The sequence below is a fragment of the Lewinella sp. IMCC34183 genome (assembly GCF_003390915.1).
In the GTDB taxonomy this organism is placed as follows: Bacteria; Bacteroidota; Bacteroidia; order Chitinophagales; family Saprospiraceae; genus Neolewinella.
In genome coordinates this window covers 19,624-33,305 of sequence record NZ_QMEM01000004.1, presented here as the reverse complement: position 1 = coordinate 33,305, position 13,682 = coordinate 19,624, and the positions used below count along the sequence as shown (strand labels likewise).

The window sequence follows — 13,682 nt, the reverse complement described above, 5'->3', positions numbered from 1 at the left end:
TCTAGGGGTTGCGGGAGATTACTCCGAAGCTAGTACGCGGTTGAAAAGGTGAATATAATCGGTAATAAGGGCTTCCTCGTTGAAGTCCTTCAGACGAACGCTCGCATTCCGGCGGTGTTGCCGTTGCAGTTCTTCATCCTGTGCCAGGCGTTCCATGGCATCGGCCAGGGCCAGGCTATCGTGGTTCGGGAAAGTGAGTCCTGCGTCGCCCATGATTTCGGAAAGGGCTCCGTCGCGGGACACGATCATGTTTTTGCCGGCGGCAAGAATTTCCGACGCTACGCCTCCGAAGGGTTCTTCCCAGGTGGAGGGGAGCACGGCAATCTTGCAGCGCTTGAGTTGCTGGACCAGCCGGTCCTTGGTCAGGGTGCCGGTGAAGGTCACGTGGTCCTGCTGCCCCAGATCGCTCACCATACGTTCCAGACGTGGGCGCTCGGGGCCGTCACCGATGATGCAGAGGCGGTAGCGCCCGTCGCAGCGGCGCTGAACTTCGGCAAATGCCTTTACCAACAGGTTTACACCCTTTTCGGTCACCAGGCGGCCGAGGAAGAAGAAGTCGTACTCGTAGTTGCCATCCTCATTACGACCCGCCACGAATTTGGTGATGGGGAAAGGATTGTGGATCCGAACCTGATTGGGTAGGGGATGACGGCGCTTCATCCAGTCTGAAATGGCCACGTTTGCCGCCACGACGTGCTTGGCGAACAGGCGCAGTGCGGTCACCTTGAAAATACCGCGGAAGGTATTGCCCAGCTTGCCGTGACGGAGGTGCCACAGAAATGAGGGGACGGGACGCAGGGGAGCCAGCTTGTTGTCGTACCAGCCGGCTCCGTCGATGGCGGCCACCTGATAACCGGTATGCCGCATGACGACGGGCGTGCCGGTAGCGATGGCGTAGGGGGCCGCATACAGGCTGGCGCCGTTGGAGAAAATCAGATCTGCCTCCTTGGCCAGGCGGTAGAACTCGTTGGGGGAGGGGCGCCGGATGATAGGATAGGGCTCGTCGTCAACACCGTCGTAGGGAATTGGGGTGACCAGCGTCACCTCGTGGCCCCGGGACGTGAAGTGGAGGGCAAAGTTATTGGCCAGGGTTTCCATTCCTCCGACCATGGGCTTGAAGACCGGAGTGGAAAGTAAAATCTTCATAGGGGAAAATTAGGCGGCTACGGTCGGTAACGCCATCCACACGGAAAGATGGGGCACCGGCCGTAGCCGCGGAGGGGCGCCGTGAGGCGTACGTTATAGCGCGTTCTCTTCGCCCTTGATGGCGTTGTAAACGGTCATGACGATACAGCGAATGTCCATAAGGAGGCTCCAGTTCTCCAGGTACCATACATCGTATTCTACCCGCTTCTCCATTTTCCACACCTCATCGGTGGGGCCGCGGTAGCCGTTGATCTGGGCCAGGCCGGTTACGCCGGGCTTGACCTTGTGACGGATCATGAACTTGTCGATGAGCCGTGAGTACTCTTCCGTGTGCTTGGTCATGTGCGGGCGGGGGCCGACTACGGACATATCGCCCAGGAACACGTTAATGAACTGCGGAAACTCGTCGAGACTCGTGCGGCGAAGGAAGGCACCGACCTTGGTGATCCGGTCGTCACCGCGGGTGGCCTGCTTGTTATCCGACAGCTCGTTGATGCGCATCGACCGGAATTTCCACATCTTGAAGACGTTGTTCAGGTAACCCGTACGTTCCTGGCGGAAGAAGATGGGCCCCGGGTCCTCCCGGTAGATCGCGATCGCCACGATTGGCATCAGGATGGGAAAGATAAACAGGATAACCATACTGCTGACTACCAGGTCGAAGGTGCGCTTCAGGACCTTGTTCCGCAGGGCGGTAAGGGGCTCTTCCTTGAGCGTCAGCATCGACAGGTCCCCAAGCTGCTGGCTTTTGTAGGTCCGCGGGAAAAGCGTCGTCTCGCGGGGAGCAACCTCCACGTCGATAAACTGGGTTTCGCAGATGCGCATGATCTCCCGCTCCTCCTCGAGGGTAAGGTCGCTGTAGAAGAAGATCAGCTTGTCGATATCGGGCTGCCCCAGCAGGTATTCGCGCAGTTCACCGTAGTTACCAATGTTGGTCACATTAGCGTGGGGTGTGTTGCCGAAGCGACCTACCAACTCAGCACTTCCGGGGAAGCAGTAGTCAAACGCCTTGAACAGTTGCTGCAGGTTTTCGGCTTTGCCTCCCACCACTACGTAGCGGAACGTCTCGAAGGGGCTCTCTTCCCGTACCCGGTGGAACACCCGCCCCATCGATACGAGCACCAGAGCGAGGCCGTGGGCCAGCAGAATGAAGGGGGTATGGGGGGCCTCGCCTAGTACGTTGTAGTAAAAGAGGGACGTGAAGGCAAGCAGGAACACCAGGATCTTGAACACCTTGGAGAGCTGCTGCTCCATGCGTACCCGTTCGTACCAGCGGTAGGCGTTGAAGTAAACGCACAGCCAGCCCCAGGCGATATTTACGAAGACGACGAGGGCCAGGTTGCGGCCGGTAAGGGCGGTGCTGTAATCCAGCATGCCGTTAGTGATCAGGCTGGCAAGAAAAAACGAGAGGTTGATCAGCACGAAGTCCGTCGCGATAAGGTCGTAACGGTGCGGCGTGGACCGCAGCACCCTCGTAGCCGAGGGAGCAGTTAATTGTGAGGTGAATTCCATGTGGTGTGTTGTTTAGTGTTCTGTGTCAAAATCTGTCTAAATCCAAAAAGAATGCTACGCTTATCTAAATGCTCCTGGGCGTATTGGCGGGCACCGCGGGCATCACCGGCCCGCTCACCGGCTAAAATTTCTCGCAACCCCCGTTCAAGTGCTTCAACATTCTCGGGGTCGACCAATGTTCCAAGGTGATTACTTTTAACTACGTCGAAAAGGGTAGTACCGTTTTCCGCGGTTATTAGCGCGTGCCCACCGACGGCCAAAATATTGGTCACCTTGGAGGGCATCACCAGGTCCGCAGCGGCTTTCTTCTGCAGGACGAGATGAACATCGGCTGCGGCCAAACTGGCAGCGAGACGATTTAAAGGTTGTAAAGGTTTAAACTGCAGGTTGGTCAGTTGAAGTTGCTCGGCCTCCGCCATAAGACGGGACTTTGCTCCTCCTTCCCCGATTATCAGGAAAGTAAGCTTCGGGACGTCACGCATCCGGTCAGCAAGATAAAGAATATTTTCCAATCCTTGTTTCTCACCCAGGTTTCCGGCGTAGAGGACGAGGCGATCGTTATCGCCGAACCCCCACTCCTTCCGGGCGGATGCTTCACGGGATACCGGAAATACGAGATCTCCGTCCACCCAGTTTGGAAACATGACAATTTCTTCGGGGTTCAGTCCCTTCTGCGCAATCTTGCGTTGCATCCCGTCGCTGATGGTTGACACGGCACTGACCCGGTTGAGTAGCCACCGCTCCGATCCTTCGAGTACGCGCAGCAGTCTTTCCTGCCGGATAATGCCGAGATCGCGCGCGGCGTCTACCTGCAAATCCTGGATGTGGTTGTACACGGGCGTCTTGTGCAGCCACTTGTGGATCAGGGCCGGAAAGCCCAGGTGAAAGGGGGGGCTCACCGACAGGATGGCGTCGTACCGCCGGAAGTACCGGGGAATCCAGTAGCGCAGCGAACTGACGACGAAACTAAGCTCGTGGAGAATCCGGCGGGGACCGGTGACCTCTTGGGGCACGTAGAGCGGGCAGCGGAGTACCCTGACGCCATCCACGGTTTCCTGCCGGTACGCATTAGCGTAGCCTTCCTTGACCTTCCAGTGTGGATAGTAGGGAGGAGCGGTGATGACTTCCACCTCGTCACCCTGCGCGGCGAGATGGGCGGCCATTTCGCCGGTGTACTTGCCGATGCCGGTGAGCTCCGGGGCGTAGTTGATGCCGTAGATCAGTAGTTTCACAGTCGCGGCCCCGTGGCATTAGGCCGGGAGCTTTTCTTGACCCGCCGAAGCGGAATTACGGGTGTTCGTTTTTCTCTGCCGGTACGCTACCGGTGACTCTGTCTTTTACCACGCGCGCCGGAGACCCCATACAGACCTTGCCGGCTGGCAGGTCCTTGAAGACCGAAGAGCGGGCACCCACTAGCGTTCCCGCACCGATCGTTACCCCGGGAGCAACGTACACGTCGGTTGCTAACCAACACTGTGCTCCTACATAAATAGGTAAGCTGAATATCGGAAAGGACGGGTCTTCCGGGTCGTGGCTGCCGGTACAAAGATAGGTCTTTTGGGATACAACGGCATGGGGTCCGATGTGGATCTCTCCCAAACTGTACAGGACCACATCGTCGCCGATCCAGGCATGCTCCCCGATGCTTACCTTCCACGGAAACTGCGTGCGCACGGTGGGCCGGATAACGACCCCCGGCCCAACGGTCGCCCCGAAGGCCCGGAGGAGCCACCGCCGCCAGCCGTACAAAAACTGGGGCGAAGGGCGGAAGAGCAGCGCCTCCACTACCCACCACAGCTGGACGTACCAGCCGGGCCGCCCGCGAAAATTCTCGGGCATGGTGAACCGGCTCAGGTCCTGGTAGGGTGGGGTCATACTAAGCCGTTGCGGGTTCGCGGTTCAGGAATACGTTGACGTCGAGGTCGTACTTTTCGCGTACGACTTCCTCGAGCGGGCGGTGCTTCATTTCCTGTTTGATCTCGTAGATCGTGGAGTCTACGAGGAAGCGGAACCAGAACCCCTGCAGGAAGTGAAAGATGAGCCCTTCCTTGCCGTCCAGAAAGCCCAGTTTTATAATGTAGCGGTGGAAGAGGTACAGGAAGCTGCGCAGAAAGAGGGGCGAGCGCTGAAACACCCGGCTCTTTAGCCACCGCTTGCGCTCGATGGGGTTGCCCATGAGCTTGGCGGACACCTCGCCGGTTTCCTCCTCAGCCAGGATAGACTCGACCGCTTCGAATACGGCCCAACGGGCGTGACTCACCGTGAAGTCGCGTAAACTGCTCATCACGCCATCCTCCAGGTCGGCCCCCTTGCCCGCCTTGGCAGTGGTACCCTCGACCACAAAGTGCTGGTCGTAGACCTTGTTCTCGCAGTGACCCAGTTGGCGGCGGTACAACCGAAGATGGTAGATGGGGTGGTAGCCGCCGTACTTGATCCAGCGGCCCATGAAGATGGCGCGGCGGGCGAACATGTAGCCGCCAACCCCCTGCTGAGTGGGGTCGAAGGACTCGTTCAACCAAGTGGCCATACCCGGCGTCAGCCGTTCCCCGGCGTCTAGGTGCAGTACCCACTCCCCCTCGTAGGGGAGGTTACTTTGGGCCCAGTTGCGCTGGGCGGCGTAGTTCTTGAAGGGATGCTGCACGTAGGGTACATCGTGGGCGTCCAGTATTTCCAGCGTGCGATCCGTCGAATAGGAGTCCACCACAAAGATGGGAGCTTTCACCCCCCGGAGGGAATCCAGGCAGTTCTTGATGTTGGCCTCCTCGTTGAAGGTAAGAATAACAATCGTCAGTGAGTGGTGCATGCAATAATCTTTGCGTAAGCGTCTTCCCATTCCCCCACATTGGCGTGAATGCTGAACTCCTCCCGCGCCAGGCGCAGGGCGTTGTCGTTCATCTGCTGCAGTTGGTCGGCGGGGATGGCGTAGATTTTTTCAATAGTTTCCAGCAGGCTGTCCGGATCGTTGGGTACCCAGAAGCCCGCGTTGTGTGTCTCCAGGAGCTCCCACGGAGTACCGGTGGAAGCTACCGCCGGTGTCCCCTGCGCCAGCCCCTCCATCACGACGATCCCGAAATTTTCGGTGTGCGATGGCATAAAGGTAAACCAGGCGGCGGCCAGCAGTTCCTCCTTTTCGCGGCCGTCGCGGTGGCCGAGAAAACGGATTTTGTTGGTCAGCCCAAGTTCCTCCACCTGCCGGACCAGCCCGCGGCCATAGTCGTTGTAGTAATCGCCGACGATCTTCAGCGTAAACTCACTCGAAAGGAAGGTTTCTGACCGCGAAAGGGCCTCGATAAGGTTCTCGATGGCCTTCTTGGGGTCGATGCGGCCGATGTACATGAAGAACTTCTCCTTGGTGGTCTTGATGCGCTCCGGCAACTCCATGTAGTTGGGGATCTGGATCACCTTGGAGTCCTCTCCGAAATTATTGCGGATGTAGGTGGTTTCCGCGTCGCAGGTGGAGTGGAACCAGAGCAGGTCCTTGTCGACCAGGGTATTGATAGCCTTGATGATCGCGGCCTTCTTGCGGCGGGAGCGCAGGAGCATGGGCGGATCCAGGTCGCCACGCGACGACCACAGCATAGGTTTACGGTAGGTACGCGAGTTCAGTACCGCCATCATCAGGGATGAGGGGTAGGTGATCATCGAAAGGTGCAGCACGTCCACCTCCTTTAGCTGCGTCATCGCCTGGCGTACCACCCCCAGGGGCAGGTAGTGAATGGGGTTGCGGGTGTAGATCACCTTGCCGTAGTTGGTACTGAGCCAGCGGCCGCGGGGCATCGGCAGGCCCTGCCCCCGGTCCGTGGTGGCTATAATCGGCTGGTGGCCCCGACGACTCAGGGCCTTGGTTATCCAGTACACCGTATTGTCGGGCCCACCGGTCTGGGCCGGGTAAAAGCTGCCGGTGGGAAACAGAATCTTCAGTTTTTTCAAAGTAGCGATGAGTATAGCGCAAGGTAACGGTCGGCAACGGACCCGATGTGGTAGTCCGCCGCGTTGGCACGTCCGCGCTCGATAAGATTAGTGCGCAGGGCTTCGTCCTGCAAAATGTCCAGTATACCCGCCCGGATCGCCGCAGGGTCGTAGGGGTCGACCAGCCGCGCCCCGCCCGGCCCCGCCACTTCGCGGTGGGGCGACAGGTCGCTGGTCACTACGGGGCGCCCGGTAGCCTGGGCTTCCAGGATGGGCAGGCCGAAGCCTTCGTAGGTCGAAACGAAGGCCAGCAGGTCGCAGGAGCGGTAGCGCTGCCGTACTTCCTCGTCCGAAAGCCCCGAAGCGTAGTGAAAGTCAATGTGGTGGCTCCGCAGAATCTCCAGGTCGGCGGCGGAGGGCTCGCCGATGATTTCCAGGCGGCAGGCCAACCCCCGTAGGGCCTCGGCCAGGCCGGAGATGTTCTTGTTCGGCTTCACCCCGATCTGTAGTATGGTGGGCCGCTCGTCGTCGAAGGGCTTCTGAACGAACTCGAAAGCGGGGTCGAGAAAATTCGGGATTACGTGCAGCTTGTCGGCGGGAATACTCGTCAGCGCGAGTACTTCCTGGCGCGTTTTCTCCGAAATGACCGTGACCGCCGCGGCACGTCGGGCCGGCCGCTCGTAGATCATCCACCGGTAGAACCAGTAGCGGGGGTGCCACTTCGGGTACCGGAGCAGGGGGTTGCAATCGTGAATGGTGATGACGGTAGGGTAGGGGAGGGCCCCCACGATAGACGTGACGTCGCCGGTAATGTGGTTGACCGCCGGCGGGTTGCCGGGCGTTCGCTGCACCTGCGTACCCGCCCATTCGCTGTTGGCGCGCACGTTGGTCAGCGTATTGTTGTAGTGCGGGAGCACCAGCCGTTCCACTTCGACCCCCTTTTCGGCGAAAGTGGCGGCCAGCTGGTCGAAGAGCCGCTCGATACTGAAGGCCGTGGGGTAGGGCTTGCGGTAGAAGAGCCTAAGCCGCATGGCGGGAAGCGGTTGTCGGTTCGTTGAAACTGGCCACCAGCAGGCCGGTGGTGAAGATGGAGAAGCCGAGGGCGGTAGGTTGCGACCAGTTGGCCGTGACGATCTGTAAGAGGCCGAAACTGGTCAGGAGCCAGGGCAGGGGGCGCCGCTGGAAGAGGTAAAAGACGCTTTTGAGGCCGCAATGAATCGCCAGTAGCACCCGCGTCAGCACTACGATCAGCCCCAGCAATCCGCCCATTTCACCGATGATGCGGCCCCATTCTCCCTCGGCGACGAGAAAGGTTCGTCCGCCCGTAAGGACGGTGGCCCCCACGTTGGTGCCGATACCGAGGCCCATGCCCCAGAAGGGGAGTTCGTCCGCATCGCCCACCGCGTTGGCCATGCCTCCGAGGAAGCGTTCGCCGAGCGTGCCCTCCAGTCCGCCTTCCGAAACGGCAGCGTTGGTAAAGCGCTGGGTAAAGACCTGAATACCCTGCTGCACGAAGTCGAGCCCGCTCAGCATCAGCATGATTACCGGTACGGCAACGGCCGCGATGCCCAGCCGGCCCACCGCCCGGCCCCCCCCGACCAGGCTGCCGGCCACGAAGAACATAACGATAATGACGAGCTGAAAGAGGTAGCCGCGGCTGATGGCGAGCGGGATCGCGATGAACACCCCGAGGGTAGCGGCAACCAGGACCAAAAAGTTGACCGCCCGATCGCTCGCCTGCCAGAAGTAGGTGACGAACACGGCCGTAAGGCTGAAGAAAAGCGTCGTTCCGTTGGTGAACGAAAAGGTGCCCGGTGGGCGGAAATAACCCATGGCTCCCGAGAAGCCCGCGCTGCCCTCACCGCCGACCCCGCGGTTTACCCAGGCCGTCTGCGGGCTGTAAAACTGTAGTGCGATAAGTACCGTCATGAAGGGTGCCACCCACAACAGAAAATTGCCCACCCGCTCGACGTCCCTGCGGGTGAAGGCCTGTCCTATCACGAAGATCAGCGGGAAATGCAACATGGTGATCCGCGCGCCGTACAACGCTACCACCAGGTTCTGGTGCCCGCTGAAAAAGGTGGCAAGGAAGGAAATGATCGTGACGGTGAAGATCACGAGGGTGTACGGGTTCAGTACCCGGAGTTGCCGGTTGGCCGCCTGCAGCAAGATGAGGAGAGCGACCGGATCGCGGATGATCAGCAGCGGCGTGGCCAGCATGGGCAGGAACCACTTGCGGAGCGCACCCTCGAATAGGAGCAGGATAAGGTAAAGCCAGATCAGCTGCTTCACCACTTTAGTGTTGCCCGGCTGGGCTACGGCGGAGAATTCCGGAAGTTTGTGGCGGACGGTTCGGGTCACGATGGGCTGCTGGCTGGCGCTAGGTAGGTGCTGAGTTCACGGGCGACGGTGCCCCCGTACGCCGACCAGGTATAACCGGCGGCATGACGGCGGGCGGCCTCCGACATACGCGGCAACTCATCGCGGTGGTCGTCGAACCACTGGATGGCGTCGGCGATGGCCCGCGGCGAGCGGATGGGGACGAGAAAGCCCGTTTCATCGGGAATAACCAGGTCAGCCCCGCCCGTGTTGGGTGTGATCACCACCGGAAGGCCCTGGCTCATGGCTTCCTGCATGACCAGCGCCCGCCCCTCCACGATGGAGGGCAGGCAGAAGACGTCACAGCTCGCCATCAGCTCCAGCACGGCGGCGTGCGGACGGGTGGCCTCGTAGGTGAAGTCCGGATATTCGTTGCGGTAGAACTCCATAGGTGCCAGCAGGCTGCCGAGGACCACGAGTTCCACCCGGGGGGTGGCAAGCAGCCGCATGGCCTCGAAGAGGTCACCGAGTCCCTTGCGCTGTCCCATCGAGCCGACGAAGAGTACGCGCAATTTGCGGTCGCCCGTGGGGGCGGCGGCGCGCGCGGGTGCGGTGCCGGTCACGGGGGAGCCGAACGGGGACACGATACGCTGCTTACCGGCGGCCCAGTCCGGCAGGGAGTCCATGACGAAGGAGCCGGGGCCGACGACGATATCGGCCAGTTCGAGTTCCGCGGTTTTGCGTTCCAGCTTTTGCTCGCTGTCCTTGATGCCTCCGCCGAGGGTAGCCGCCCACTTCGGCCGGCGCTCGGCCTCTTCGCGCAGCAGGCGGCGGAGGGTCTCCCAGTAGGCGATGGGCAGGTCGTATACGCAGGTCAGGCCCCGCTCCTTGGCAGCCCGGAAGGATTCGAGGGCGCCGTCTTCGTAAGCATAGACCGCCGTGGCCTGCCGGGCCTCGCGGATGTCAGAGGCTACGTAGCGGTCCAGGGCGTGGTAGATGCGGTCGACGCTGAAGGCCCCCGTCTCGTGGGCGGTGAAGGTATCGAGTCCGGCGCGGCCGGCGGCGAGGCGGCCCAGTTCCAGCCAGGGGTGCTGCCGGGTGAAGGGCTTGAGGTGGGGCCGAAACCGGCGGCGATCGAATTCCGACAGCGGGGGAAGCTGGCCGATCTTGTCCCAAAGGTTGCCGGGGAAGGTAGCGATGGAGGTATGAAACCGCAACAGCATATCGCGGTCGTGCAGTCCGTCAAGAACGGCCCGGACATTGGAATTGCCCGTGGGGTGGGAAACAATGATCATAAATGAATCGCTTGGCCGGCGGTCAGCTGGAGAGGCCGCCGGAGGACCGATGAGTTGCCGGGGCGGACACACCCGCTCGTATCCCCAGGTCGGCCATAAAAGTACGGGCCACGCCTGCGGCAGAGATCACCGTTGTGTCAAGGTCGGTCACCGCCTGCTGCGCGGCCGCCAGGGCGTGGGGAGTAAAGGATGAGAAAGTTGCCCGGCTTAGTTTGGGGACGAAGAAGCCCTCTCCGGGCTCTGTTACGTAGGGAGCCGCCACCGGTACGCCGTGGCACAGGAAGGCCGCCACCGTACCGCTCTTCCCGAGCAAATGGTAGTCAACCGGCGTGATGCCCAGGTCGAGACCAGCTAGCGCCAGACTGAGTTCCCCGGCCGGTAAAAAGCCCGGAGCGGTGACCGCTACTTCGGGAAAGGAAGATTTTAAAATGGCCCGGGCTTCGGCGATGCGCGTAGCCCCGCCCCCGAGGAGATGAATCTCCAGTTCCCGGCCGCCGTCCGCGCGGAGCCAGCCGGTAAGGTCGTTGATGAAATGCAGGGTTCGCTCAACCTTGAGCTGACTGAAGTACCCCAGTACGAAGGGCCCACGGGGTGGAGCCGGCTCGCGGACCGCTCCCTTTACGGAGGCGATGTTGGCAAAGAGCGGCAGGGGGCGGGCGCTGACGGATAGCCGCGACAGGCGCTGCCGGTAGAGGGGTACGTGGGTATGCACGATGGCCGGTTGCAGCTGGCGGGCCAGCAACCCGACGGTCAGTGCCTGCAGGCTGGCTACGGCCCACTGTTTCGGCTGCCGCCAGCCACGGTGGGCGATCCACAGTTCGTGAAACATGATGTGCCACCGCCCCGGGAACCGCAAGCCGCCGAGCTGACGGGCGAAGCGGTACGGAATACCTACGGGGCTGAACGAGTAGGGGACGTATTGCAGGCTCACTACATCCGGGGCAAAGGAGTTAATTGTCTCCTGCAGCAACGCCTCACGCGCTTCCGCATCCGAACCGTAGGGAATCCGGAGCACCGGCACTTCCACGCCCTGTTCTGACTGGGATTCACGGGTAGGGGTGCCTACCTCCTTATCGAAGCAGGCCACGATGCTGGCCGTGACGCCGTAGGGGGCCAGCTCGGCCACCAGCCGGCGGGTGTAGTCTCCTACACCATCCTTACCGACCACCAGTGAGCCGCACAGAAAGAGAAAACGACTGCTCACAGTTACTTGATGGCCTTGTAAAACCGACTGCCAAAGCGCAGTCCGCGGCAGAGCCGGTGCATATTTTTCGCCTTTCCGCTGGTCATGGGCTGTAACTCCGAGCCGTTTACGTAATCCCAGAAGATCAGGTCCGCCTCCCGTGGCGGGCGGCCCCGGAAGAATTCACTGACGAACTTTCGCGACCAGGGCTTCGAGCCGATGGGGTGGTGCATGAGGCGCATACCGTACTCGAAGCCCATCGCTTCGGGGCCGATCAGGGAGATCGGGTGTTCCGTGATCATGGCCGCCAGGTTGAGGGAGTCCTGGTTAGTGCTGAGCACGACCGCCGTCCGGTCGTTTACCCGGAATTCGTTCATGCTGCCGCTGTGGGGGGCTAGTATGGCGAAGGCGTCGTTCCAGTCCTGAATAAATCCTTTGGTTTCCTGCGTCCAGCCCAGGAAGCCGCTGTTGTAATATTCGTCGAGCTCGTTCACCACCGGCCGGCCGGCGGCCCTGGCCAGCGCGGCCCATTTCTGCCGGATCGGGTGGTGGCGGCTGAAGGGGTAGTTGATGTCGCCGCAGATGGCCACGCCCTCCTGCACCCACTCGCCGTAGAAACTCATCCTCATGTTGATGATGATGTCGGAGTCAAAAAAGAAATACTCCGTAGCGTCCGGTGCCAGCACCTCGGTGACGTGGAGGAACCACTTCGGCTTTTCGTGGACCATGTGCAGGCTGCCGTCCAACTCTACGAATTCGACTTCAAGGCCGGAAGGGGTGTGGAAGGTCTTTCCGAATTTGGAAGGGGTGAGGGCGGGTAGCCAGCCTGGCAAGCCTTCGCGGTACCCTACGATCACCTTATCGACGTAGGTGCCGAAATGCACCGCCGAATTGAGCAGGGCGGAAAGGCCTAAAAAATACTCGCGTTCGGCGAGGGTAGTAAGGATTCTCATGTTGTGAATCAAATAAATTTGCCGGCTGTGCGCAACTGCACAGTAGTGTCAATTGGGTGAGCTGGCGCCTGCCTTTACCGATTCCTTACGGATTAGCGTGCGGTACAAAAAGTCGGCTATACGGTAACTAAGGGTGAGCAGGGCCGAATAAATAGAGAAAAGAATTACCCCGGACAGGGTAGTGTAATCTACCAGGAAGTATAATACGAACACCTGACTGAGGATGGTGAAGGCGATCATGACGTAGGGGTTGGGGATCAGGCCCCGCGAGATCGTAAGGGCGTGCAGCGACCCGCTCATGAGCGACAGGCAGCTGCTGATGGTCATGAGTACCACCTCGTACTCCAGGTTGTTGTATTTCTTGCCCAGGATCCAGAGGAAAACATCCGGGAAAAGATAGACGCCCAACACGATCAACGAGGAAATCCCCAGCAGCAGGGCGATAACCTGAAAGAACCGTACAACGACGGTTCGGGTGTCGTCGGACAGGCGGGCATAGCGGGGCGTGACCAGCAGGTCGACGAGCATGCGTACCAGGGTGAGCAGCACCATCAGCCGGCTCAGCGCACCGATCTGGGCCATACTTTCCGTATCGCTGAAGAAAGCGATCAGCCACACGGTGATCTGCCCGGAAATGCAGTAGTAAATGCTGCCGGGGAGCAGGCGTCGGACGCTTTGCATAAGTCGCTTGCGGTAGAACGGGCTGACATCCGCCTTCCAGTTCGCCTTCTTGAGCGACAGTTCCCGGAACCGGAGGTTGCCGCGGACCTGCCCGGCACCCGTTGCCAGAATCGCCACCCCCGCGAAGGGGAAAAAGAACAATGTCGGCAGGGTAGCCAAAAGGCGGACCGCATTGATCTGTACGTTGATCTTCAGCAGGGCGTTGATATTCTGGTGCAGACGGGGGACGATCTGCAACAGCGAGCCCGACAGCTGCGCCCAGAACACCGGGGTGAGGCACAGGATCAGGAGGATGGAATGCCACCATACACTGCCCTGTTCCTGTAGTAGGTAATACAGGATCGGCACGGATACCAGCAGGCTACCGATGGCAAACTGCCGGCGCATATGCATCGCCGTTGCCAGGATCTTACCCAGCTCCTCCCGGTCCTTCCACTGTTTGCCCCCCTCCGACAGCACGCCGGCGGAGATTCCCCCATCCGCGAGGATCGTCATCGTGCCGAGCATCGCATTGGCCAGGGTGTAGTAGGCATACTGCTCCGTAGTCAACATACGGATGATGAAGATGCCACTGACGAAGCCGGCGCCCTGGATCAGTGCCTGAGCACCTCCGGTTACGCTGATCAGCTTCCCCCATTTCAGAAGATTCGGCGCGCGGGCCGCAAATTTTTCGAAGGTGCGCAA

Annotated in this window: 12 protein-coding genes; all 12 read right to left on the bottom strand. The window is 60.4% G+C overall.

Annotated elements, in window-relative coordinates; all coding sequences use genetic code 11:
• Positions 1 to 18 precede the first annotated feature (18 nt).
• Positions 19 to 1,146: a glycosyltransferase family 4 protein gene (locus tag DQG19_RS09915; protein ID WP_116126106.1), complete on the bottom strand. Its 1,128-nt coding sequence runs from the start codon at positions 1,144 to 1,146 to the stop codon at positions 19 to 21.
• A gap of 93 nt (positions 1,147 to 1,239) precedes the next feature.
• On the bottom strand, positions 1,240 to 2,658 hold the full coding sequence (locus DQG19_RS09910) for an exopolysaccharide biosynthesis polyprenyl glycosylphosphotransferase (protein WP_116126105.1): 1,419 nt from the start codon (positions 2,656 to 2,658) through the stop codon (positions 1,240 to 1,242).
• Positions 2,637 to 3,890 (bottom strand): WcaI family glycosyltransferase, encoded by a 1,254-nt coding sequence (locus DQG19_RS09905; protein WP_116126104.1) that lies wholly within the window; start codon positions 3,888 to 3,890, stop codon positions 2,637 to 2,639. Before DQG19_RS09905 ends, DQG19_RS09910 begins: the two co-directional genes overlap by 22 nt.
• Positions 3,891 to 3,945: 55 nt before the next feature.
• Positions 3,946 to 4,533: a putative colanic acid biosynthesis acetyltransferase gene (locus DQG19_RS09900; RefSeq protein ID WP_116126103.1), complete on the bottom strand. Its 588-nt coding sequence runs from the start codon at positions 4,531 to 4,533 to the stop codon at positions 3,946 to 3,948.
• A gap of 1 nt (position 4,534) precedes the next feature.
• Complete coding sequence (locus DQG19_RS09895) at positions 4,535 to 5,461, bottom strand: glycosyltransferase family 2 protein (protein WP_116126102.1); 927 nt, start codon at positions 5,459 to 5,461, stop codon at positions 4,535 to 4,537.
• Positions 5,446 to 6,588 (bottom strand): glycosyltransferase family 4 protein, encoded by a 1,143-nt coding sequence (locus tag DQG19_RS09890; RefSeq protein WP_116126101.1) that lies wholly within the window; start codon positions 6,586 to 6,588, stop codon positions 5,446 to 5,448. The genes DQG19_RS09895 and DQG19_RS09890 overlap by 16 nt, the downstream gene beginning before the upstream one ends.
• Positions 6,585 to 7,598 carry a glycosyltransferase family 4 protein gene (locus tag DQG19_RS09885; protein ID WP_116126100.1) on the bottom strand — a complete coding sequence of 338 codons (1,014 nt, stop codon included), beginning with the start codon at positions 7,596 to 7,598 and terminating at the stop codon, positions 6,585 to 6,587. The genes DQG19_RS09890 and DQG19_RS09885 overlap by 4 nt, the downstream gene beginning before the upstream one ends.
• Positions 7,588 to 8,928: a hypothetical protein gene (locus tag DQG19_RS09880; RefSeq protein ID WP_198661709.1), complete on the bottom strand. Its 1,341-nt coding sequence runs from the start codon at positions 8,926 to 8,928 to the stop codon at positions 7,588 to 7,590. The genes DQG19_RS09885 and DQG19_RS09880 overlap by 11 nt, the downstream gene beginning before the upstream one ends.
• Complete coding sequence (locus tag DQG19_RS09875; RefSeq protein ID WP_116126099.1) at positions 8,925 to 10,181, bottom strand: glycosyltransferase family 4 protein; 1,257 nt, start codon at positions 10,179 to 10,181, stop codon at positions 8,925 to 8,927. The genes DQG19_RS09880 and DQG19_RS09875 overlap by 4 nt, the downstream gene beginning before the upstream one ends.
• Positions 10,182 to 10,203: 22 nt before the next feature.
• A complete protein-coding gene (locus tag DQG19_RS09870) occupies positions 10,204 to 11,385 on the bottom strand; it encodes a glycosyltransferase (RefSeq protein WP_157974432.1) in 1,182 nt (393 codons plus the stop codon).
• Between the two features lie 2 nt (positions 11,386 to 11,387).
• Positions 11,388 to 12,317 carry a hypothetical protein gene (locus tag DQG19_RS09865; protein WP_116126097.1) on the bottom strand — a complete coding sequence of 310 codons (930 nt, stop codon included), beginning with the start codon at positions 12,315 to 12,317 and terminating at the stop codon, positions 11,388 to 11,390.
• Between the two features lie 48 nt (positions 12,318 to 12,365).
• Positions 12,366 to 13,682 (bottom strand): lipopolysaccharide biosynthesis protein, encoded by a 1,317-nt coding sequence (locus DQG19_RS09860; protein WP_157974431.1) that lies wholly within the window; start codon positions 13,680 to 13,682, stop codon positions 12,366 to 12,368.